Here is a 22,265-nt window from a genome sequence, read left to right on the forward strand (position 1 = left end):
GCCTGTGCGCGTCCAATGTAGGAGCGGGTTTACCCGCGAATACGGTAGCGGCGGCAACGCTGAACGGCTGGTGAAATTGGCCAGCAGGGCCGGCCCTTTCGCGGGTGAACCCGCTCCTACGGGGGGCGCGCCAACCCTTGAGGAACGGCAGAGCTGTTGCTTCTCAAGGGATTAATAGCGGCGATCTTCGATTACAAACGGTTTGGCTGTCGGCCTGTTGCGCACTGCCGCCGGTGTACCATCCAGCACCAGCGCATAATCGTTCTGCTTGTCCATCCCCTCCGGATCGGTCCATTGCTCGTCTCTGGCCGCAACCTGGGCAACCACATGGCCGTTCTTGATGATGGTCAGATAACCCTTGGCGTTACTGTTCCAGCGTAGCCGTCCTTTGTTTTCGTCGGCCCGCGCCTTGCGCACGCCGGTATCACCCACTAAAGGCGTGCCGTCCAATAGCCATTCCGGCTGCAGCTTGAGGCCCATGTGGCGCAACACCGTGGGCGCTACGGAGGTCTGCGCGGGAAGCCCGTACAGACCTCCGGGCCCAGGCATTTCCACAGGAATGCTCAGCTCGGTCAGTTCCTGATTCAACGGTTTGTTGCTGGCTATGAAGATGCTCTTTTCCTGCTCCGAAGCGCCACCATGGCCTTTTCCCCAATAGTCCCGGCCATGGTTGGTACTGACGAGTACCAGCCAGTCTTCCTGTGGGAACATGCGACGCCGCTGGTCGACCTTGTCCAATAGCCGCCCGATCTCATTGTCGGCCTTGCGTAACGACTGCGCATAGTGCTCACCATAACCCCTTTGATGTCCGATCTGGTCAGGTTCGTCCAGTTGAATGAACGTGAAGTCAGCGGGTGTGTCACCAAGGGTCTGCAACGTACGCTCAATCACCTGTTCATCTGGCAAACCACTTTCGCGTACATCGGCGTCATGAGCGTCCTCCAGCAGAAACGCCGTGTTGATGGGCGACCAGCTGACGATGCTGGAGAGGTAGGCATTGGGGTAGGCCAGGCGTAGCCGCTTGAACAGGCTAGGAAACGCCCGGTTGACCCGTTGGGAGTCGTCGTCCGATTCAACGCCATGCTTGTCGCTCCACACGCCAGTCAGCAAAGTGATCCAGCCAGGGCCTTTCAAGGTGGGTTGCTCGCTGGCTTTACCATTGATCCCCCCGGCGTAAGCCCTTCCATAGTGCAGCCGCTGTTTCAGGTTGGTCGCATCGCCCAGTTGCAGGTACTGCTGCAATTGCACGCCATCAAGGCCGATGAGCAAGGTCTTAGGGCGGCTCGGGTGTCGGGCCGGGTCACAGCCCGGCTGAAGGGCCAGGAACAGCAATAACAGCAAACTTGCCAGTCGCATGGGGGCGCATCCTTGAAAGCACGCAACGAGCGTTGCAACAAAGTGGCATGCCCACAACTGGCAGAAATACCAGGTGGTTTACCTCTTTGCCTGCAATCCAGTAAGCTGCAGCAATTCGTCGGATGATTGGTTGAGTGGCATGAATACTGAGCTGACCAAGCGCTCCCTGGTGGAGTTGGCGGTAGAGCGCATGCGCGAATGCATCGTGCTGGGCGATTGGCAGGTCGGTCAGCGCCTGCCTACCGAGCCAGAGCTTGCCTTGCAGCTGGGCATCAGCCGCAACACCGTGCGTGAGGCCATGCGCGTGCTGGCGTTCAGTGGCCTGGTGGAAATTCGCCAGGGCGACGGCAGCTACCTGCGCACTGCCCAGGACCCGCTGCAGGCGGTGCACGCGATGTCCCGGTGTACGCCCGAGCAGGCCCGTGAAACCCGCCATATCCTCGAGGCGGAGGCCGTCGGGCTGGCGGCCTTGCGCCGTACCGATGCCGACCTGCAAGCGCTACGGGATGCCCTGGAAGGCAGTGCCGGGCATTTTCACGGCGATGTCGATGCCTATGTGGCCTGCGACCTGGTGTTTCATCAGCGGTTGGTCGATGCCGCCCATAATCCGGCATTAAGCGAACTGTACCGTTACTTTTCCGGGGTCGTGGCTGCCGCTCTGCAACACAATATGGCCACCGTTCCGCGCTGCCAGGCCACGTTCGACTTGCACGGGCAAATCCTCGACGCCATCGAGCAACGTGACGCTGAACGGGCCAAGCGCCTGAGCCGTACCCTCATTGAATCCTGACACCGAGAAGGCCATGGCTGAATCCATCACCCGTAATACCCCATCGAACGAGCGGGATCTCGATGAGCTGCTGATCGACGCTGAAGCTGACGACGAACAGGTCCAGCAGCAGGCTGTGGTGTTGCGGCGGCCCTGGCTGTTGCTGCTGGGCCTGGTGCTGGTGGCCTTGAACCTGCGCCCGGCATTATCGAGCATGGCGCCGGTGCTGGGCCAAGTATCTGAAGGCTTGGGGCTGAATGCTTCACAGGCTGGCTTGCTGACCACCTTGCCGGTGCTCTGCCTGGGCCTGTTTGCGCCCTTGGCGCCGTTGCTGGCTCGGCGCTTTGGCAGCGAGCGGGTGATTCTTGGCATCCTCCTCACCCTGGCACTTGGCCTCGTGGTACGAAGTACTTTTGGGGCTATCGGGGTGTTCCTCGGCAGCCTGATGGCGGGGGCCAGCATCGGCATTATCGGCGTATTGTTGCCAGGTATCGTCAAGCGCGACTTTCCACAGCATGCTGGCACGCTCACCGGTGTATACACCATGGCATTATGCCTGGGCGCGGCCATGGCCGCAGGTGCCACCGTACCTTTGGCCCAGCATTTCGACGGCAGCTGGGCACTGGGGTTGGGCTTCTGGGTGCTGCCGGCTTTGCTGGCCATGCTGGTGTGGCTGCCACAGGCCCGTCAGGGGCATGGCCTGCACAAGGTGGCCTATCGCGTGCGAGGCTTGTGGCGTGACCCACTGGCCTGGCAGGTGACCCTGTATATGGGCCTGCAGTCATCACTGGCTTACATCGTGTTCGGTTGGTTGCCATCGATCCTGATCGGCCGCGGCCTCACCCCGACCGAGGCAGGGTTGGTGCTGTCAGGGTCGGTAATCGTGCAGTTGATCAGCTCGCTCAGCGCCCCCTGGCTGGCCACCCGCGGCAAGGACCAGCGGCTGGCAATCGTGGTGGTCATGTCGGGTACGCTGGCGGGGCTGTTCGGTTGCCTGTATGCGCCACTTTCCGGACTGTGGGGGTGGGCCATTGTGCTGGGCCTGGGGCAGGGCGGTACCTTTGCCCTGGCGCTGACCTTGATCGTGCTGCGCTCGAAGGACGCCCACGTGGCGGCGAACTTGTCGAGCATGGCCCAAGGGGTGGGTTATACCCTGGCCTCGATGGGGCCTTTTGCGGTGGGGCTGGTGCATGACCTGACCGGCGGCTGGGCGGCACTGGGTTGGATTTTTGCGGTGCTGGGCGTTGGTGCCGTCGTATTTGGGCTGGGTGCCGGGCGGGCGCTGCATGTGCAGGCGACCTGCGAAAAAGTCTGAGGCCTGTTTTAGCAGTCCTGTCCTCGTGCCTGCCAAGAGGGCGGGACTGGCATAAGCCACCGGGGCAGATTATCGTGCAGTTTTCGAACCTAGGACGGACCAGCCCCCAATGAGCGATGCCAACCGCGCCCTGATTACCCGTTTCTACCAGGCTTTCCAGCGCCTGGATGCCGACGCCATGCTGGCCTGCTACAGCAACGATATCGTTTTCAGCGACCCGGTGTTCGGCACCCTGCGCGGCAAGGACGCAGGCGATATGTGGCGGATGCTCACCACCCGCGCCAAGAACTTCACCCTGACATTCGACAGCATACGCGCAGATGAGCACAGTGGCAGCGCGCACTGGGTGGCTACCTACCTGTTCAGCCAGACCGGCCGTGTTGTGGTCAACGATATCCAGGCACGCTTTGTCATTCGTGATGGCCTGATTTGCCAGCATGACGACACCTTTGACCTGTGGCGCTGGTCGCGGCAAGCGTTGGGTGTTCCTGGAATGCTGCTGGGGTGGTCGCCGCTGATGCAGAACAAGGTCCGCCTGCAGGCATTCAAGGGGTTGCGCGCATTCCAGCAGGCCCAGGGTGAGTGAAGTCGTCGAACCTGCCGTTGGTAAGCCCTGGTTTGTCTATCTGGTAAGGGCAGCCAATGGCTCGTTGTATTGCGGCATCAGCGATGACCCGCAGCGTCGGTTCGCCGCGCATCAGAAAGGGCAGGGCGCCCGCTATTTCAAGACCAGCCCGGCCCAGGCGCTGGTGTATGTGGAGCAGTGGCCGGACAAGGGCGCGGCGCTGCGCCAGGAGCGGTTGGTGAAGCGGCTGCGCAAGTCGGCGAAGGAGGCACTGGTGGCCTCCTTTGGCGGCTTGGGGGAAATCAGTCCTTGCGGCGCTTCAGCTGATCCACCAAGGTTGTCGGCAGCCCCTTGATGATCAAGGTCCCCGCTGCTTCGTCATACTCTACCTTGTCCCCCAGCAGATGTGCCTCGAAGCTGATCGACAGCCCCTCGGCACGCCCGGTGAAACGGCGGAACTGATTGAGGGTGCGTTTGTCAGCAGGAATTTCCGGCGACAGGCCGTAGTCCTTGTTGCGGATGTGGTCGTAGAACGCTTTGGGGCGGTCCTCGTCGATCAGGCTGGACAGCTCTTCGAGCGTCACCGGCTCGCCCAGCTTGGTCTGGGTGGTGGCGTACTCGACCAGGGTCTGGGTCTTTTCGCGGGCGGATTCTTCCGGCAGGTCTTCGCTTTCGACGAAATCGCTGAAGGCCTTGAGCAGGGTGCGGGTTTCGCCCGGGCCGTCGACGCCTTCCTGGCAGCCGATGAAGTCGCGGAAGTAATCCGACACCTTCTTGCCGTTCTTGCCCTTGATGAACGAAATATACTGCCTGGAGTTCTGGTTGTTCTTCCACTCCGACAGGTTGATGCGTGCTGCCAGGTGCAGCTGGCCAAGGTCGAGGTGACGGGAAGGGGTCACGTCGAGCTGGGCATTCACCGCCACGCCTTCGCTATGGTGCAGCAGGGCGATTGCCAGGTACTCGGTCATGCCTTGCTGATAGTGGGCAAACAGGATGTGGCCGCCGGTGGACAGGTTGGACTCTTCCATCAGCTTCTGCAGATGCTCGACAGCCACGCGGCTGAAGGCGGTGAAGTCTTTTTCTTCATCCAGGTACTGCTTCAGCCAGCCGCTCAGCGGGTAGGCGCCCGATTCGCCGTGGAAAAAGCCCCAGGCCTTGCCTTGCTTGGCGTTGTAGCTGTCATTGAGGTCGGCCAGGAGGTTTTCGATGGCATCGGAGGCAGCCAGTTCGGAGTCGCGAGCATGCAGCACGGCGGGGCTGCCATCGGGCTTTTTGTCGATCAGGTGAACGATGCAATGACGGATTGGCATGGAATTCTCGGCGAGCTGCAAAAGTTGCCAAGTTTAACCTAGACCTGAGGTGATGCAGTGGCCGTATGTTGGCAGATATGTCGGTTGTTCGTTTTTTGTTCAATTTTGTGTGTTTTCAGCTGAAACCCCCGAAAAACCTGCATTTAATCAAAGTGCGAAGCGGATATTTATCCATTCATGTGGTAGTTTTGCGCGGTCTTGCGCCCCTCGTGTGGCGCATTGCTGGCAGCATGCTTTCGTCGTGTCGAACCAAACGCCGATTTTCGTATCTACATACGCAATTGGCGCGGCCCTCCATTTCAAGGGGCTGGCCCGATAACGTCGTAGTCCGCTGCTTAACCATCGAATTTGATAGGGAAGGAACACCACCATGGCATTGACCAAAGACCAACTGATTGCCGACATCGCCGAATCGATCGCCGCGCCAAAAGCCACCGCCAAGAACGCTCTGGAGCAACTGGGCCAGATCGTTGCTGACCAACTGGAAAACGGCGCTGAAATCACTCTGCCAGGCATCGGCAAGCTGAAAGTCTCCGAGCGTCCTGCCCGTACCGGCCGCAACCCTTCGACTGGCGCTGCCATCGAAATCGCTGCCAAGAAAGTCGTCAAGTTCGTTCCAGCCAAAGTGCTGACCGACGCCATCAACAAGTAATTGTTGCTTTGACGAAACCGCGCCCGGCTTGCCTGGGCGCGGTTTTTTCATGCCTGTGATTTACGCTGGGCGTGCCAGGCCTGGCGTGCGGCGTCGTCATGGAAGCTCCAGGCGACCATGCGGCTCTGTTTCTGCCCCTGGCCCATCTCAATGATGCGTACGGCCTTGGCGCCGGACTTCTTCAACGCGGCCTCGATGCCCGGCAGGTTGCTGGCCTTGGATACCAGGCTGGTGAACCAAAGTACCCGTTCGGCGTACTGCACGCTTTCGCCAATCAGCTGGGTGACAAAGCGGATTTCGCCACCTTCGCACCACAGTTCATTGTTCTGACCACCGAAGTTCAGCACGGGCAGCTTGCGTTTGGGGTCCTGTTTGCCGAGGTTCTTCCATTTGCGCTGGCTGCCGCGGGTGGCTTCGTCGCGTGAGGCGTGGAAGGGCGGGTTGCACAGGGTCAGGTCGAAGCGTTCGCCCTCCTGCAGCAGGCCGCTGAGGATGTGCGCTCGGTTGGCCTGCTGGCGCAGGTTAATGGCTTTGCCCAGGCCATTGGCCTGGACGATAGCCTTGGCCGAGGCCAGAGCCACCGGGTCGATGTCCGAGCCGAGGAAGCGCCAGCGGTAGTCGCTGTAGCCCAGCAGTGGATAGATGCAGTTGGCCCCCACGCCGATGTCCAGCGCGCGCACTTGGGCGCCCCTTGGGACGTCGCCGGCATTGTCATCGGCCAACAGATCGGCGGCTACGTGGATGTAGTCGGCACGGCCAGGAATGGGCGGGCACAGGTAATCGGCCGGGATGTCCCAATGCTGGATGCCGTACTGGGCCTTGAGCAGTGCACGGTTGAACACGCGGACGGCTTCGGGGTTGGCAAAGTCGATGCTGGGCTTGCCGTGGGGGTTGGTGATGGTGAAACGGGCCAGATCAGGGTGTGCCTTGATCAGGCTGGGGAAGTCGTAGCGACCCTGGTGGCGGTTGCGAGGGTGCAGGGTGGGTTTGTTCGGGGTCATGGCAGTGTCCAGCCCTATACGAGCGGTGGCTTGAAGAACCTGGGGCTGCTACGCAGCCCTTTCGCAACACAAGGCCGCTCCCACAGGGTGGTGGCGCCTTGAAGGTTGGCGCCGTCCTGTGGGAGCGGCCTTGTGTCGCGAAAGGGCCGTGCAGCGACCCCAACGGTCTCTCTAGTGATTACAGCGCTGCAATCCGCGCATGCTGCTCGGTGAAGTTGGCCAGGGCCTGTTCGGACTCGGCCAGCTTGGCGCGTTCCTTCTCGATCACCGCAGGCGGGGCCTTGTCGACGAAGGCTGCGTTGGACAGCTTGCCGCCAACACGTTGCACTTCACCTTGCAGACGCTGGATTTCCTTGTTCAGGCGCGCCAGCTCGGCATCCTTGTCGATCAGCCCGGCCATTGGCACCAGCACCTGCAGGTCACCGACCAGGGCGGTAGCGGACAGCGGCGCTTCGTCGGCATCACCCAGTACGGTGAACGACTCGACCTTGGCCAGCTTCTTCAGCAGCGCTTCGTTTTCCTGCAGGCGGCGCTGGTCGTCGGCGTTGGCGTTCTTCAGGAACAGCGGCAGCGGCTTGCCCGGGCCGATGTTCATTTCGGCGCGGATATTGCGCAGGCCGACCATCAACTCTTTCAGCCACTCGATGTCGCCTTCGGCAGCGGCGTCAATGCGTGCTTCGTTGGCCACTGGCCATGGCTGCAGCATGATGGTCTTGCCGTCGATGCCGGCCAGCGGCGCGATGCGCTGCCAGATTTCTTCGGTGATGAACGGCATGAACGGATGTGCAAGACGCAGTGCCACTTCCAGTACGCGCACCAGGGTGCGGCGAGTGCCGCGAGCGCGCTCTACCGGGGCATTTTCGTCCCACAGTACCGGTTTGGACAGCTCCAGGTACCAGTCGCAGTACTGGTTCCAGATGAATTCGTACAGCGCCTGGCTGGCCAGGTCGAAGCGGAACTGCTCCAGCTGGCGGGTTACTTCAGCTTCGGTACGCTGAAGCTGCGAGATGATCCAGCGGTCGGCCAGCGACAGCTCGTAAGCTTCGCCGTTCTGGCCGCAGTCTTCGCCCTTGTCCAGGACGTAGCGGGCAGCGTTCCAGATCTTGTTGCAGAAGTTGCGGTAGCCTTCGACGCGGCCCATGTCGAACTTGATGTCGCGGCCTGTCGAAGCCAGCGAGCAGAAGGTGAAGCGCAGGGCGTCGGTGCCGTAGCTGGCAATACCTTCGGGGAACTCGGCCTTGGTCTGCTTGGCGATCTTCTCGGCAAGCTTGGGCTGCATCATGCCGCTGGTGCGTTTTTCCAGCAGGGCGTCGAGGGTAATACCGTCGACGATGTCCAGCGGGTCCAGCACGTTGCCTTTGGACTTGGACATCTTCTGGCCCTGGCCGTCCCGTACCAGGCCGTGTACGTACACGGTCTTGAACGGTACCTGCGGGGTGCCGTCTTCGTTCTTGATCAGGTGCATGGTCAGCATGATCATGCGCGCAACCCAGAAGAAGATGATGTCGAAGCCAGTCACCAGCACGTCGGTGGAGTGGAACTTCTTGAGGAATTCGGTCTGTTCCGGCCAGCCCAGGGTGGAGAATGTCCACAGGCCCGAGCTGAACCAGGTGTCGAGTACGTCGTCATCCTGACGCAGGACCACGTCGGCGCCCAGCTTGTGTTTGGCGCGCACTTCTTCCTCGTTGCGGCCAACGTAGACCTGGCCGGCCTCGTCGTACCACGCTGGAATGCGGTGGCCCCACCACAGTTGGCGGCTGATGCACCAGTCCTGGATATCGCGCATCCAGGAGAAGTACATGTTCTCGTATTGCTTGGGCACGAACTGGATGCGGCCATCTTCTACGGCGGCGATGGCAGGCTCTGCCAGCGGCTTGGTGGAAACGTACCACTGGTCGGTCAGCCACGGCTCGATGACCGTGCCGGAGCGGTCGCCTTTCGGCACTTTCAGGGCGTGGTCGTCGATGCTGACCAGCAGGCCCTGGGCGTCCAGGTCGGCGACGATCTGCTTGCGCGCGACAAAGCGGTCAAGGTTGGCGTACTGGGCCGGCAGTTGGGTGTCGACCTGCTCGTTAACGCTGCCGTCGAGGTTGAAGGCCTGGGCGCTGGCCAGCACGAAGGCGTTCTTGTCGAAGATGTTCAGCAGCGGCAGGTTGTGACGCTTGCCGACTTCGTAGTCGTTGAAGTCGTGGGCCGGGGTGATCTTCACGCAACCGGTACCGAACTCGGGGTCGCAGTAGTCATCGGCGATGATCGGGATGCGGCGGCCGACCAATGGCAGTTCGACGAATTTGCCAATCAGTGCCTGATAGCGTTCGTCGTTCGGGTTGACGGCCACGGCAGCGTCACCCAGCAGGGTTTCCGGGCGCGTGGTGGCAACTACCAGGTAGTCCTGGCCTTCGGCGGTCTTGGCGCCGTCGGCCAGCGGGTAGCGCAGGTTCCACAGGTGGCCTTTCTCATCGTGGTTTTCCACTTCGAGGTCGGAGATGGCTGTGTGCAGCTTGGTGTCCCAGTTGACCAGGCGCTTGCCACGGTAGATAAGGCCGTCTTCATGCAGGCGCACGAACGCTTCCTTTACCGCTTCGGAGAGGCCGTCGTCCATCGTGAAGCGCTCGCGGCTCCAGTCTACTGACGAGCCCAGGCGGCGAATCTGGCGGCTGATGTTGCCACCGGACTGATCCTTCCATTCCCAGACTTTTTCCAGGAACTTTTCGCGGCCCAGGTCATGACGGTTCTGGCCTTTGGCTTCAAGTTGGCGCTCGACCAGCATCTGCGTGGCGATACCCGCGTGATCGGTACCCGGCTGCCACAGGGTGTCGCGGCCTTGCATGCGGCGGAAACGGATCAGGGCGTCCATGATCGCGTTGTTGAACCCGTGGCCCATGTGCAGGCTGCCGGTTACGTTCGGCGGCGGGATCATGATGGTGTAGGACTCGCCTGCACCTTGTGGAGCGAAATAGTTCTCGGACTCCCAGGTGTTGTACCAGGAAGTTTCGATTGCGTGCGGCTGGTAGGTCTTATCCATGCGCGGCGGGACCCTGTGCATTTATTCGGGAAAGCCGGGAAGTATAACCAAGCTGGGGGCCGCAGGCGACAAGCTGCTGACAACTGTCGGAACAGAGTCGCCTGCTTCGCGGGCAAAGCGCAGGCTTCGAACCTGTGGGAGCGGGCGCGCCCGCGAAGCAGGCGACACCGTTGCCGGTTCTACTCGGAACGCTTGATCAGCCGCTCGATCCGCGCATCCAGCCGGCGCTTGATTTCGTTCTCGATATGCGGGGTAAAGTCGTTGATCACGTCCTGCATGATCATCTGTGCTGCGGCGCGCAGCTCGCTTTCCAGGTGCAGCAGGGTGTCCTGGCGGCGGGTCTGCGGGTCGTCCTCGGGCTCGGCAGCTACCGGCTCGGCGGGCGCCGCGGGGTCGCTGGCGGCTTCGTCCAGCAGCAACGGAATCTGCTCTACCGTCTCGGTGAGCAGTGGCGGTTGCAGGTCGGCGTCGCCAAGCAGCTGACGGATCGACTCGAGGTCATCGAGCAGATGGGCGGAATCGGGCAAAGGGGAGGGCTTGTCCATCGTCGTCAAAGTCGCTGTAAGCGGTGGTCTTGCAGAGCATAGCCCTGTTCGCGGTAGAAACGGAATCGCTCACGGGCTGATTGGCGGATAGCCGGCTCTTCAACAACGATTTCGGCCACCCGCTCGAACTGCCCGACAAAGCCCGGCACGCTGGCGCCGAGGTTGATCAGCAGACCGTGGTGCTCGCCGGCGTTGTCAGTCAGGCCCAGAACCACGTCAGCATCGGCATGCACCTCGGCGAGGTCGTGGGGCACGAAGGCCTCGCCCTTGAAGCGCCACAAGCGTTGGTCCAGTTCAATGCGCTGTTCTGCATCCTGGCAGTGCAGATAGACCCGGTGGCCGAGGCGCCAGGCCTTCTCGCACAGCTTGCAGGCGAAATCGAGCCGCGCCGATAGCGAGTCGGTGGGCAGAATGTAGAAGTCGACTTTGCTCATGGTGGGAATCGCCGGCCGGTGGCGCGCAAGGCACCACCGGCTTCACGGCTTCAGGCGCCAGCGCGGTCCAGCAGGTACTGGGTCAGCAGAGGTACCGGGCGGCCAGTGGCGCCTTTGTCCTTGCCGCCACTGACCCAGGCGGTACCGGCAATGTCCATGTGCGCCCAGTTGTACGCTTTGGCGAAGCGCGACAGGAAGCAACCCGCGGTGATCGTACCGGCCTTCGGCCCACCGATGTTGCCCATGTCGGCGAACGGGCTGTCCAGTTGCTCCTGGTATTCCTCGAACAGCGGCAATTGCCAGGCACGGTCGTCGGCGCGCTTGCCGGCATCGAGCAACTGCCCGACCAGGTCGTCGTTATTGCCCATCAGGCCGGAGGTGTGGCTGCCCAGGGCGACGATGCATGCGCCCGTCAGGGTGGCGATGTCGATGACCGCCTGCGGCTTGAAGCGCTCGGCGTAGGTCAGGGTGTCGCACAGCACCAGACGGCCTTCAGCGTCGGTGTTGAGGATTTCCACGGTCTGGCCGCTCATGGTGGTGACGATGTCACCTGGGCGGGTGGCACCGCCGCTTGGCATGTTCTCGGCGCAGGCCAGCAGGCACACCAGGTTGATCGGCAGTTGCAGCTCGAGCACTGCACGCAGGGTGCCGAACACGCTGGCGGCGCCGCACATGTCGTACTTCATTTCATCCATGCCGGCGCCTGGCTTGAGGCTGATGCCGCCGGTGTCGAAGGTAATGCCTTTACCCACCAGCACGAATGGCTTGTCGGCCTTTTTGCCGCCCTGGTAATTGAGCACGATCAGGCGTGGCGGCTGGTCGCTGCCCTGGCCCACGGCGTAGAACGCGCCCATGCCCAGGTCCTTGATCTTTTTCTCGTCCAGTACTTCAACCTTGAGGGCCTTGTGCGCCTTGCCCAGCTCTCTCGCCTGTTCGGCCAGGAAGCTTGGGTGGCAAAGGTTGGGCGGCAGGTTGCCGAGGTCGCGGGTGAAGGCCATACCGCTGGCGATGGCGCTGGCATGCTTGACCGCACGCTCGACTTCGGCCTGGCCGGCTTTGTCGGCCAGCAGGGTGACCTTTTTCAGCGCACGCGGCTCGGCTTTCTGGCTTTTGAAACGGTCGAACACATATTCGCCGTCCAGCAGGGTTTCGGCCAGCAGGCGGTACTTGCCGTAATGGGCGTCGCGGTTGCTGACCGCGATATCGTCCAGGGCCAGTACTGCGTCAGCGCCGTTCAGGCCCTTGAGCACGCCAGCGACACTGGCCACCAGTTTGCGCCAGGCGCGGTCGCCAAGGGCTTCTTCCTTGCCGCTGCCCACCAGCAGCACGCGCTCGGCCTTCAGGCCCGGAAGGTTCTGTAGCAGCAGGGTCTGGCCCGGTTTGCCGGCCAGGTCGCCGCGTTTGAGCACGGCGCTGATGGCGCCTTCGCAGGCCTGGTCGACAGCCTGGGCAACAGCGCCGAGCTTGCGTTTTTCACCGATTGGAAGGACCAGGGTGGCGGTTTTTACAGATGCAGCAGCTACGCTTTTTACAACCAGTTCCATGTCAGGATCCCCGAATGATCGATACGAATGGCGCTGTGTGTTCCAGCGCTCTGGACGGGCCTGGCCGCGTCGTCGCGCACCAGCGGAAAAGCTGCCAGTTTGAGCCTGTGGCAAGCGTGCTGACAACCCCGATGTGCGCCTTCGTACGCGGCCAAGTGACAGGGGCGGTCAATCACAGGATAATGCGCGCACTTTACATGGAGGTTCGCCTTTGGCGAACCGGCATTGGTCTTGGATGTACTAAGTCATTGTTTGGCGCCATTGCATGGCAGTCCGCCCTGACAACCCAGGAGTGTCTGGTTTGATCGTCTTTCGTTATCTGTCCCGCGAGGTCCTGGTCACCTTGAGCGCCGTCAGCGCTGTGCTGTTGGTGATCATCATGAGCGGGCGCTTCATCAAGTACCTGGCCCAGGCTGCCCAGGGCGTGCTCGACCCTGGCGTGTTGTTCCTGATCATGGGCTTCCGCTTGCCAGGCTTCCTGCAACTGATCCTGCCTCTGGGGCTGTTCCTCGGCATCCTCCTGGCTTACGGGCGCCTGTACCTGGAAAGCGAGATGACCGTGCTGTCGGCCACTGGCATGAGCCAGCAGCGCCTGCTGGGCATGACCATGGCGCCGGCTGCCCTGGTTGCCCTGCTGGTGGCCTGGCTGAGCCTGAGCCTGGCCCCCCTGGGCGTTGCCCAGGTGCAGCAGATCATCAGCCAGCAGGATGCCCTGACCGAGTTCGACACCTTGGTCCCGGGCCGCTTCCAGACCTTGCGTGATGGCTCGCGGGTAACCTATACCGAGCAACTGTCGGATGACCGCATCAACCTGGGCGGGGTGTTCATCTCCGAGAAGCGCTTCAACCAGGACAAGACCAAGGATCGCGCCCCGTCGGTGTTGGTCGCCGAGAAAGGCCACCAGGAAATCCAGGCCGACGGCAACCGCTACCTGGTGCTGGAAAACGGTTACCGCTACGACGGTAACCCGGGCCAGGCCGACTATCGCGCCATCAAGTACGACACCTACGGTGTGCTGCTGCCCAAGCCGGAAGTCGCCGAGGAAGTGACCGAGCGCGAAGCGCTTCCCACCTCCGAACTGATCGGCAAGGAGGGCCTGCGTGAGCGCGCCGAGCTGCAATGGCGGCTGTCGCTGCCGATCCTGGTGTTCGTCGTCACCCTGCTGGCGGTGCCACTGTCGCGGGTCAACCCGCGCCAGGGCCGCTTCCTCAAGCTGCTGCCGGCAATTCTTCTGTACATGGCCTACCTGACAATGCTGATTTCCGTACGCGGCGCCCTCGAGAAGGGCAAACTGCCGATCGCCCTGGGCATGTGGTGGGTCCACGGCCTGTTCCTGCTGATCGGCCTTGGCCTGATGTACTGGGAGCCGCTGCGCCTGAAACGTGCCGCCCGCCGTGCGGAGGTGGCCCATGGCTAAGCTCGATCGCTACATCGGCCAGAGCGTGCTGCTGGCCATCCTGGCGGTGCTGGGGATCATCCTCGGCCTGGCTTCGCTTTTCGCCTTCATCGATGAAATGGGCGACCTGAGTGACACCTACACGGTGATGGAAGCGGGCAACTTCGTCCTGCTTACCGCACCTCGGCGGCTGTATGAAATGCTGCCAATGGCCGCCCTGATCGGTTGCCTGATCGGCCTGGGCAGTCTGGCCAGCAGCAGCGAGCTGACCATCATGCGTGCGGCCGGCGTGTCCATCGGCCGTATCGTCTGGGCGGTGATGAAGCCGATGCTGGTGCTGATGCTGGTGGGGCTGCTGATTGGCGAATATGTGGCACCGGTGACCGAGAACAAGGCCCAGGCCGACCGTTCCCTGGCCCAGGGTGGTGGTGAAGCACAAAGCTCAAAACGTGGCATGTGGCACCGCCAGGGCGAGGAGTACGTGCACATCAACGCCGTACAGCCCGATGGCCTGCTGCTGGGCGTGACCCGCTACCGCTTCGACAGCGAGCGCAAGATTGTCACCTCGAGCTTTGCCCGCCGTGCGCAGTACCAGAACGACCACTGGCTGCTCGCCGATGTGCGTACCACCTACTTCCGCGGCGACCACACCGAGGTGGTCAACGCGCCGGAGGAGCGCTGGGATGTTTCGCTCACGCCAGAACTGCTCAATACCGTGATCCTCGCGCCGGAGTCGCTTTCGATTACCGGGTTGTGGGATTACATCCACTACTTGTCTGATCAGGGGCTGAACAACTCCCGCTACTGGCTGGCGTTCTGGACCAAGGTGCTGCAGCCGATGGTAACGGCGGCCCTGGTGCTGATGGCGATCTCGTTCATCTTTGGCCCGCTGCGTTCGGTAACCCTTGGTCAGCGCGTGTTCACGGGTGTACTGGTGGGCTTCGTGTTTCGCATTGGCCAGGACCTGCTTGGGCCGTCGAGCCAGGTATTCGGCTTCCCGCCACTGCTGGCGGTGGTGATACCAGCGGGCATCTGTGCCTTGGCCGGTGTGTGGTTGTTGCGCCGGGCAGGTTAATAGCCTGAGCTGCACAAGAAAGCCGACCTCAGGGTCGGCTTTTTCATGGGTGTTAATCTGGCCCGGCCTCTTCGCGGGTAAACCCGCTCCTACAGGTATCGCGCAGGCATCAGGAAACGGCCCGAACCGGCAACTCCAATCCTCTGGCTCATTTCTTCTGTTTAGGCACTCGCACCAGCTGGCTTTCCGAATAGATGTCATGCCAACCACGCTTGCGCTTGTCGATCAGCACCCAGAAAAAACCCAGCCCCAGGCACAGCCATGAGGCGATCGACACGACGAACCGCAACAGCGCCTGCCACAGGCTGATGGCCGAGCCATCGGCATTCTGCACCCGAACGCCCCATACCTGCATACCCAGCGTCTGCCCGCCGTGGGTCCAGAACTTGGCAAAGAAGCCGAACAGGGCAAACAGCAATACCGTAGACAGCAATGGGTCGCCATCCAGTGCGCCGGCCTCGGTCAGCTCGCGCATGCGTGCTTCGCCGATGATCGACATCTGAATCATCTTGTAGGCGCCGGCGGTCACGATCAGCAGTGCGGTGCACAGTAAAAAGTCATAGAACATCGCTGCCAGGCGCCGGCCCAGGCCGACCGGCGGAAAATCTCCCTGGGGAGTGAGTAGAGGCTTGGACATGCAGGACGCTCCAAAAGACGAGCCCACTATTCTACGGGCAAAAAAAAGCCCCTGCACTTGGCAGGGGCTTTTCAAAGTCTGGCGCTGGATCAGACAGGTTGAACCTTGTCAGCCTGCATGCCTTTCTGGCCCTGGACTGCTTCGAAGGTGACTTGCTGGCCTTCTTTCAGGCTCTTGAAGCCGTTGCCTTCGATAGCGCGGAAGTGAACGAAGAGATCCGGACCGCTTTCTGGGGTGATGAAGCCGTAACCTTTTTCGTCATTGAACCACTTGACGGTACCCTTCTGACGCTCAGCCATTGTCTTATTTCCTATGAAACTTAAATTTTGATGACAGTTACTTTCGCACTTTTTTGTAAGCGAAAGATTACTGGGCTGGGTTGCAGGAAGTAAGAGACGTCGAACGGGTTGTAGCAAATCTCGGCTACTGGCCCAGGTCACGAACTGTTGCGACCCATGCAAACACAGTGCAGTGACTCTACGCCAACTCCCGAGCGAAAAACAAGCCCTTGGTCGTATGGAAAACTGGCGGCTTGCCGATAACCGACCGATTTGTCGGAAACGGCATGGCGCCTGGCCTGGCGCCATGTTCAAAAGTTATTGTGCAGGTTCGAAAACGAATATGTCTACGCTGCCCAAAACCCTCACAAAGCCGTTTCAGCCACGGTAGTAACGTGGTGTCACGAAAGGCATTTTACTGACTTTCAAGGCCACCTTCTTGCCGCGCACGACAGCAAAAAGTGGCGTGTCGAGGGCGCTATGTTCACTATCGATATAACCCATTGCAACCGGTGCGCCGAGTGTCGGGCCAAATCCGCCGCTGCACACTTTGCCTACCGGTTTGTCGTTGGCATCTACTATATCCGCACCCTCACGTACTGGCGTGCGCTCTTGCGGCAACAGGCCGACACGTTTGCGCGCCACGCCATCGCGCTGTTGGGTGAAGATCGCCTCGGCGCCCGGGAAACCCGCTGCGCGTGCACCATCGGCACGGCGCACTTTGGAAATCGCCCACAGCAGGCTGGCTTCGATCGGCGTAGTCTCGCTGTTCATGTCATGGCCATACAGGCACAGGCCAGCTTCCAGGCGCAGCGAGTCGCGTGCGCCCAAGCCGATCGGCTGTACTTCCGGCTCGGCCAGCAGGCGGCGAGCCAGGGCGTCGGCAGCGTTGACCGGTACCGAGATCTCGTAGCCGTCTTCGCCGGTGTAGCCCGAGCGGCTGACGAAGCAGTCCACCTCCAGCAGTGTTACTCGGCGGAACTGCATGAAGGTCATGCCGGCCACTTCTGGGGCCAGGCGTTCCAGCACCTTGACTGCAGCCGGGCCTTGCAGGGCGAGCAGGGCACGCTCCTCGAACAGCGGCTGCACCTCGCAACGGTTGCCAATGTGGGATTGCAGGTGAGCCAGGTCCTGGTCCTTGCAGGCAGCGTTGACCACCAGGAACAGCGTGTCGTCGCCCAGGTTGGCCACCATCAGGTCATCGAGAATGCCGCCTTGCTCATTGGTGAACATGGCATAGCGCTGCATGCCCACCGGCAGGTCGATGATGTCCACCGGTACCAGGCTTTCCAGCGCCTTGGCGGCGTCAGCGCCTCGCAGAATGATCTGGCCCATGTGCGAGACGTCGAACAGGCCGGCCTGCTCGCGGGTGTGCAGGTGCTCCTTGAGCACGCCCAGCGGGTACTGCACCGGCATGTCGTAGCCGGCGAACGGCACCATGCGCGCACCCAATTCCAGGTGCAGGGCGTGCAGTGGGGTCTTGAGCAGTGTTTCGGACATCGGTGACTCCTTGGTGTTGTTGTCGGGTCAACATTCGATGATGTTGACGGCCAGGCCGCCACGGGCGGTCTCTTTGTATTTGCTTTTCATGTCGGCGCCGGTCTGGCGCATGGTGCGGATGACCTTGTCCAGCGACACGTAGTGCTGCCCGTCGCCGCGCAGGGCCATGCGGACCGCGTTGATGGCCTTCACCGAGCCCATCGCATTGCGCTCGATACAGGGCACCTGCACGAGGCCGCCGATCGGGTCGCAGGTCAGGCCCAGGTTGTGTTCCATGCCTATTTCGGCGGCGTTCTCCACCTGCTGCACGCTGCCGCCCATCACTTCGCACAGCGCCCCGGCGGCCATCGAGCAGGCGACGCCGACCTCGCCCTGGCAGCCCACTTCGGCCCCGGAGATGGAGGCGTTTTCCTTGTACAGGATGCCGATGGCTGCGGCAGTGAGCAGAAAGCGCACCACCCCGTCCTCGCTGGCACCGGGGACGAAGCGCATGTAGTAGTGAAGGACTGCCGGGACGATGCCCGCTGCGCCGTTGGTAGGGGCGGTGACCACACGACCGCCATTGGCGTTTTCCTCGTTCACCGCCAAGGCGTAGAGGTTGACCCAGTCGAGCACAGACAGGGCGTCACGCAGGCTGGCTTCCGGGTGGCCGCTCAGTTGGCGGTACAGGGCCGGCGCGCGGCGTTTGACCTTGAGCCCTCCTGGCAATATGCCCTCATGCTGGCAACCTGCCGTGACGCAATCTTGCATCACCTGCCAGATGCGCAGCAGCCCGGCTCGGGTTTCTGCTTCAGGGCGCCAGGCGGACTCGTTGGCCAGCATCACCTGGCTCACCGACAGGTCATGCGCGGTGCAGTGGCCGAGGAGCGCCTTGGCGGTCTTGAACGGATAGGCCAGCACCGTTGTGTCCTCGACGATGCGGTCGTGGCCGGCAGCGTCCTCGTCGACCACGAAACCACCGCCAACCGAGTAGTACTCGCGGCTTCGGATTTGCAGGCCTGCGTCGTCGAACGCGCGGAAGATCATGCCATTGGGGTGGTAGTCCAAGGGCTTGCGGATCATCGCCAGGTGCTGCTTTTCGATGAACGCAATGCTTTGCTCGCCCAGCAGGTTGATGCGTCCGCTGTCGCGGATGACCTGAAGGCGGGCGGGAATGCTGTCGGTGTCGATAATGTCCGGGTGTTCGCCTTCAAGGCCCAGCAGCACGGCTTTGTCACTGCCGTGGCCTTTGCCTGTGGCGCCCAGTGAGCCATACAGCTCGGCTTTGACGCTGGCGGTGCGGGCCAGCAGGCCGTCACGGCGCAGCCCTTCGGCAAACCGCGCAGCGGCGCGCATCGGGCCGACCGTGTGGGAGCTGGAGGGACCGATGCCGATCTTGAACAGGTCGAAGACGCTCAGTGACATGTTGACCTCCTGCCAGTTTGTTGGGCGGACGTTGAGCCCTGTAGGAGCGGTTTACCCGCGAATGCGGCGGTATAGACACCATCGCATTCGCGGGTGAACCCGCTCCTACACAGAGCCCGCCACCCAAGCCAGGTGGCGGGGTGGGGCTATCAGACGTCCTGATAGCTCTCGATCGACGGGCAGGCGCACACCAGGTTGCGGTCGCCGAACACGTTGTCGACCCGGCCGACCGGCGGCCAGTACTTGCCTTCCACCAGGCTCGCCAGGGGGTATACCGCCTGCTCGCGGCTGTAGCCATGGGTCCATTCGCCAACCAACTCAGCCGCAGTATGCGGTGCGTTTTTCAGCGGGTTGTCGTCCTTGTCCAGGCTACCGTTCTCCACCGCGCGGATTTCTTCGCGGATCTGGATCATGGCGTTGCAGAAGCGGTCCAGTTCTTCTTTGGACTCACTCTCGGTCGGTTCGATCATCAGCGTGCCAGCCACCGGGAAGGACATGGTCGGAGCGTGGAAGCCGAAGTCGATCAACCGCTTGGCCACGTCGTCGACACTGATGCCGCTGGTGTCCTTCAGTGGGCGCAGGTCGAGAATGCACTCGTGAGCCACCAGGCCGTTACCGCCGGTATACAGAACAGGATAGTGCTCTTCCAGGCGGCGGGCGATGTAGTTGGCGTTGAGGATTGCCATCTGCGAGGCACGTTTGAGGCCGGCACCGCCCATCATGCGGATATACATCCATGTGATTGGCAGGATGCTGGCGCTACCGAAGGGCGCAGCGCATACCGCGCCCTGGGTGTTTTCCAGCTGGGCATGGCCTGGCAGGAACGGCGCCAGGTGCGACTTGACGCCAATCGGGCCAACGCCCGGGCCACCACCACCGTGCGGGATGCAGAAGGTCTTGTGCAGGTTCAGGTGGGAAACGTCGCCGCCGAACTTGCCGGGTGCGCACAGTCCGACCATGGCGTTCATGTTGGCGCCATCGATATACACCTGGCCACCGTTGTCGTGGATGATCGCGCAGATTTCGCCGATCGCTTCCTCGAACACGCCGTGGGTCGACGGGTAGGTGATCATGATTGCAGCCAGGCGCTCGCGGTGCTCGATGGCTTTGGCGCGCAGGTCCTCGACATCGACGTTGCCACGGGCGTCACAGGCGGTAACCACAACACGCATGCCAGCCATGTGTGCGGTGGCCGGGTTGGTGCCATGGGCCGACGACGGGATCAGGCAGATATCGCGGTGGCCTTCACCACGGCTGCGGTGGTAGGCGCGGATCGCCAACAGCCCGGCGTATTCGCCCTGCGAACCGGCGTTGGGCTGCAGCGACACGGCATCATAGCCAGTGGCCGCGCATAGCATGGCCTCCAGTTCGGTGGTCATCTGCACGTAGCCCTGGCTCTGCTCGGCCGGGGCGAATGGGTGCAGGTTGCCGAACTCGGCCCAGGTGACCGGGATCATTTCGCTCGCGGCGTTCAGCTTCATGGTGCACGAGCCCAGCGGGATCATGCTGCGGTCCAGCGCCAGGTCCTTGTCGGCCAGGCGGCGCAGGTAGCGCATCAGCTCGGTTTCGCTGTGGTAGCGGTTGAACACCGGGTGTTCGAGAATGGCCGACTGGCGCAGCAGGGCAGCAGGCAGCAGGGAACCGGTGCTGGCGGCCAGTGCGGTGAAGTCAGGCTGTGCCTGCTCGCCACCCAACAGCTGCCACAGCGACTCGACGTCAGCCTGAGTGCTGGTTTCGTCCAGAGACAGGCCCACATGGGCGGCATCGATCTGGCGCAGGTTGATGCCCTGGGCGCGTGCCTTGTCATGCAGGCTGGCGGTGGCAGTGCCGGTGGCCAGGGTCAGGGTATCGAAGGCGCTGGCGCCCACCACTTGTACGCCCAGCGCCTTCAGGCCGGCGGCGAGGATCGCGGTCAGGGCGTGGGTGCGCTCGGCAATGCGCTTGAGGCCGGCAGGGCCGTGGTACACGGCGAACATGCTGGCAATGTTGGCCAGCAGCACCTGGGCGGTGCAGATGTTGCTGGTGGCCTTTTCGCGGCGAATGTGCTGCTCGCGGGTCTGCATGGCCAGACGCAGGGCGGTTTTGCCGAAGCGGTCGATCGACACGCCGACCAGGCGGCCAGGCATGTCGCGTTTGAACGCGTCGCGGGTGGCGAAGTAAGCCGCGTGCGGGCCACCGAAGCCCAGTGGCACGCCGAAGCGCTGGGCGCTGCCGATGGCCACGTCGGCGTCGAATTCGCCCGGTGGGGTCAGCAGGGTCAGGGCCAGCAGGTCTGCCGCTACGGCGACCAGGGCGTTGGCAGCATGGAAGCGCTGTACGACCTCGCGGTAGTCGAACACTTCACCGTTGCTGGCCGGGTATTGCAGCAGGGCGCCGAAGAAGGCGCTGACATCGCCCAGCTCGCGTTCGTCGCCAACCACAACCTCGATACCCAGCGGCTCGGCACGGGTGCGCAGCACGTCGAGGGTTTGCGGGTGACAGTGCACGGAGGCGAAGAAGGCATGGCTGGACTTGTTCTTCGACAGGCGCTTGCAGAAGGTCATGGCCTCGGCCGCAGCAGTGGCTTCGTCGAGCAAGGAGGCGTTGGCGATCGGCAGGCCGGTGAGGTCGCTGATCAGGGTCTGGAAGTTCAGCAGCGCTTCCAGGCGGCCCTGGGAAATTTCTGGCTGATACGGGGTGTAGGCGGTGTACCAGGCCGGGTTTTCCAGCAGGTTGCGCAGAATCGGCGCCGGAGTGTGGGTGTTGTAGTAGCCTTGGCCGATGTAGCTTTTGAACAGCTGGTTCTTGCCGGCGATGGCCTTGAGTGCGGCGAGTGCGTCGGCCTCGCTCTGGCCGTCGTGCGAGCCAAGCACGCTGGTGCCTTTGATGCTGTCGGGGATGACCGCAGCGGTCATGGCGTCCAGCGAGTCGAAGCCCAGTGCAGTGAGCATGGCCTGTTCGTCAGCGGCGCGCGGGCCTATGTGACGGGCGATGAATTCGTTGGCGGTGCCGAGGTTGATGGTCATGGCGGGATTCCTCAGGCGTCGTCGTTGGCTTTGAGCAGGCGATCGTAGGCGTCCTGGTCGAGCAGAGCGGTTACCGCTTCTGCATCGGCAGGGATGAAGCGGAAGAACCAGCCTTCGCCCATCGGGTCTTCGTTGACCAGTTCCGGGCTGTCTTCGAGCTGGCCGTTGACCTCGACCACTTCACCCGTCAGTGGCATGTACACGCCGCTGGCGGCCTTGACCGATTCGACGGTGGACGCTTCGCTGCCTTTCTCATACTGCTGCAACTCTGGCAGTTGCACGAAAACCACGTCGCCAAGGGCATTCTGGGCGTAGGCGGTGATGCCCACGGTGACGCTGCCATCGGCTTCGACGCGCAGCCATTCGTGATCTTCAGTGAAACGCAACTCGCTCATGGGGAATCCTCGGGAAGCAGGGCGTTGGGGGCGCGGTGGCGCCGCGCTCTTAGGGTAGG

20 protein-coding genes are annotated in these 22,265 nt (G+C 62.3%); 7 read left to right on the top strand and 13 right to left on the bottom strand.

Going from position 1 to position 22,265, the window contains the following annotated elements:
- Nucleotides 1–171: 171 nt before the first annotated feature.
- Complete coding sequence (locus tag ACF8FG_RS19940) at nucleotides 172–1,356, bottom strand: alkaline phosphatase family protein (RefSeq protein WP_134697358.1); 1,185 nt, start codon at nucleotides 1,354–1,356, stop codon at nucleotides 172–174.
- A gap of 139 nt (nucleotides 1,357–1,495) precedes the next feature.
- Here ACF8FG_RS19940 and ACF8FG_RS19945 point away from each other — a divergent pair, with 139 nt between their 5' ends.
- From ACF8FG_RS19945 to ACF8FG_RS19960, 4 genes are all read left to right on the top strand, one after another.
- The gene (locus tag ACF8FG_RS19945; protein WP_134697357.1) at nucleotides 1,496–2,146 is read left to right on the top strand and encodes a FadR/GntR family transcriptional regulator; all 651 of its coding nucleotides are present in this window, start codon (nucleotides 1,496–1,498) and stop codon (nucleotides 2,144–2,146) included.
- Between the two features lie 13 nt (nucleotides 2,147–2,159).
- Entirely contained in the window at nucleotides 2,160–3,440 is a 1,281-nt protein-coding gene (locus tag ACF8FG_RS19950) for an MFS transporter (RefSeq protein WP_041166849.1), read from the top strand.
- A 109-nt stretch (nucleotides 3,441–3,549) separates the two neighbouring features.
- Nucleotides 3,550–4,026, top strand: coding sequence for a nuclear transport factor 2 family protein (locus tag ACF8FG_RS19955; protein ID WP_014589835.1), 477 nt, complete (start codon nucleotides 3,550–3,552; stop codon nucleotides 4,024–4,026).
- Nucleotides 4,019–4,360, top strand: a complete 342-nt coding sequence (locus tag ACF8FG_RS19960; protein WP_003255109.1) for a GIY-YIG nuclease family protein — start codon at nucleotides 4,019–4,021, stop codon at nucleotides 4,358–4,360. Before ACF8FG_RS19955 ends, ACF8FG_RS19960 begins: the two co-directional genes overlap by 8 nt.
- Here the strand turns inward: ACF8FG_RS19960 and yejK are convergent.
- A complete protein-coding gene (gene yejK / locus ACF8FG_RS19965) occupies nucleotides 4,308–5,315 on the bottom strand; it encodes a nucleoid-associated protein YejK (RefSeq protein WP_010952163.1) in 1,008 nt (335 codons plus the stop codon). The two genes, ACF8FG_RS19960 and yejK, sit on opposite strands and share 53 nt — an antisense overlap.
- Before the next feature lie 370 nt (nucleotides 5,316–5,685).
- On the opposite strand from yejK, the gene ACF8FG_RS19970 reads away from it, so the two are divergent.
- Nucleotides 5,686–5,967 carry an HU family DNA-binding protein gene (locus ACF8FG_RS19970; protein WP_003255106.1) on the top strand — a complete coding sequence of 94 codons (282 nt, stop codon included), beginning with the start codon at nucleotides 5,686–5,688 and terminating at the stop codon, nucleotides 5,965–5,967.
- 47 nt (nucleotides 5,968–6,014) lie between these two features.
- Here ACF8FG_RS19970 and rlmF read toward each other — a convergent pair whose 3' ends face one another.
- The 5 genes from rlmF to ACF8FG_RS19995 all read right to left on the bottom strand — a co-directional run bounded on the left by rlmF (nucleotide 6,015) and on the right by ACF8FG_RS19995 (nucleotide 12,516).
- A complete protein-coding gene (gene rlmF / locus ACF8FG_RS19975; RefSeq protein ID WP_070383502.1) occupies nucleotides 6,015–6,968 on the bottom strand; it encodes a 23S rRNA (adenine(1618)-N(6))-methyltransferase RlmF in 954 nt (317 codons plus the stop codon).
- A gap of 178 nt (nucleotides 6,969–7,146) precedes the next feature.
- A complete protein-coding gene (locus ACF8FG_RS19980; RefSeq protein WP_003255103.1) occupies nucleotides 7,147–9,993 on the bottom strand; it encodes a valine--tRNA ligase in 2,847 nt (948 codons plus the stop codon).
- A gap of 179 nt (nucleotides 9,994–10,172) precedes the next feature.
- Nucleotides 10,173–10,538 (bottom strand): hypothetical protein, encoded by a 366-nt coding sequence (locus ACF8FG_RS19985; RefSeq protein ID WP_003255102.1) that lies wholly within the window; start codon nucleotides 10,536–10,538, stop codon nucleotides 10,173–10,175.
- Between the two features lie 5 nt (nucleotides 10,539–10,543).
- Nucleotides 10,544–10,972, bottom strand: coding sequence for a DNA polymerase III subunit chi (locus tag ACF8FG_RS19990; RefSeq protein ID WP_014589838.1), 429 nt, complete (start codon nucleotides 10,970–10,972; stop codon nucleotides 10,544–10,546).
- Nucleotides 10,973–11,022: 50 nt separating this feature from the next.
- Nucleotides 11,023–12,516 (bottom strand): leucyl aminopeptidase, encoded by a 1,494-nt coding sequence (locus ACF8FG_RS19995; RefSeq protein WP_014589839.1) that lies wholly within the window; start codon nucleotides 12,514–12,516, stop codon nucleotides 11,023–11,025.
- Nucleotides 12,517–12,817: 301 nt separating this feature from the next.
- On the opposite strand from ACF8FG_RS19995, the gene lptF reads away from it, so the two are divergent.
- Complete coding sequence (lptF, locus tag ACF8FG_RS20000; protein ID WP_004575655.1) at nucleotides 12,818–13,933, top strand: LPS export ABC transporter permease LptF; 1,116 nt, start codon at nucleotides 12,818–12,820, stop codon at nucleotides 13,931–13,933.
- Nucleotides 13,926–14,987 carry an LPS export ABC transporter permease LptG gene (gene lptG, locus ACF8FG_RS20005; protein WP_010952171.1) on the top strand — a complete coding sequence of 354 codons (1,062 nt, stop codon included), beginning with the start codon at nucleotides 13,926–13,928 and terminating at the stop codon, nucleotides 14,985–14,987. The genes lptF and lptG overlap by 8 nt, the downstream gene beginning before the upstream one ends.
- Nucleotides 14,988–15,135: 148 nt before the next feature.
- Here the strand turns inward: lptG and ACF8FG_RS20010 are convergent, their stop codons facing one another.
- The 6 genes from ACF8FG_RS20010 to gcvH all read right to left on the bottom strand — a co-directional run bounded on the left by ACF8FG_RS20010 (nucleotide 15,136) and on the right by gcvH (nucleotide 22,206).
- Entirely contained in the window at nucleotides 15,136–15,624 is a 489-nt protein-coding gene (locus tag ACF8FG_RS20010) for an RDD family protein (protein WP_003255094.1), read from the bottom strand.
- A gap of 89 nt (nucleotides 15,625–15,713) precedes the next feature.
- Nucleotides 15,714–15,923 (bottom strand): cold-shock protein, encoded by a 210-nt coding sequence (locus ACF8FG_RS20015; protein WP_014589840.1) that lies wholly within the window; start codon nucleotides 15,921–15,923, stop codon nucleotides 15,714–15,716.
- 357 nt (nucleotides 15,924–16,280) lie between these two features.
- Nucleotides 16,281–17,402, bottom strand: coding sequence for a glycine cleavage system aminomethyltransferase GcvT (gene gcvT / locus ACF8FG_RS20020; RefSeq protein WP_014589841.1), 1,122 nt, complete (start codon nucleotides 17,400–17,402; stop codon nucleotides 16,281–16,283).
- Between the two features lie 27 nt (nucleotides 17,403–17,429).
- Nucleotides 17,430–18,806, bottom strand: a complete 1,377-nt coding sequence (locus ACF8FG_RS20025; RefSeq protein WP_070383504.1) for an L-serine ammonia-lyase — start codon at nucleotides 18,804–18,806, stop codon at nucleotides 17,430–17,432.
- 149 nt (nucleotides 18,807–18,955) lie between these two features.
- Nucleotides 18,956–21,811 carry an aminomethyl-transferring glycine dehydrogenase gene (gene gcvP, locus ACF8FG_RS20030; protein ID WP_318081815.1) on the bottom strand — a complete coding sequence of 952 codons (2,856 nt, stop codon included), beginning with the start codon at nucleotides 21,809–21,811 and terminating at the stop codon, nucleotides 18,956–18,958.
- 11 nt (nucleotides 21,812–21,822) lie between these two features.
- Nucleotides 21,823–22,206 (bottom strand): glycine cleavage system protein GcvH, encoded by a 384-nt coding sequence (gene gcvH / locus ACF8FG_RS20035; RefSeq protein WP_003255087.1) that lies wholly within the window; start codon nucleotides 22,204–22,206, stop codon nucleotides 21,823–21,825.
- Between the last annotated feature and the right edge of the window lie 59 nt (nucleotides 22,207–22,265).

This window comes from Pseudomonas sp. YQ_6 (genome assembly GCF_043103245.1).
Classification (GTDB): Bacteria; Pseudomonadota; Gammaproteobacteria; order Pseudomonadales; family Pseudomonadaceae; genus Aquipseudomonas; species Aquipseudomonas alloputida.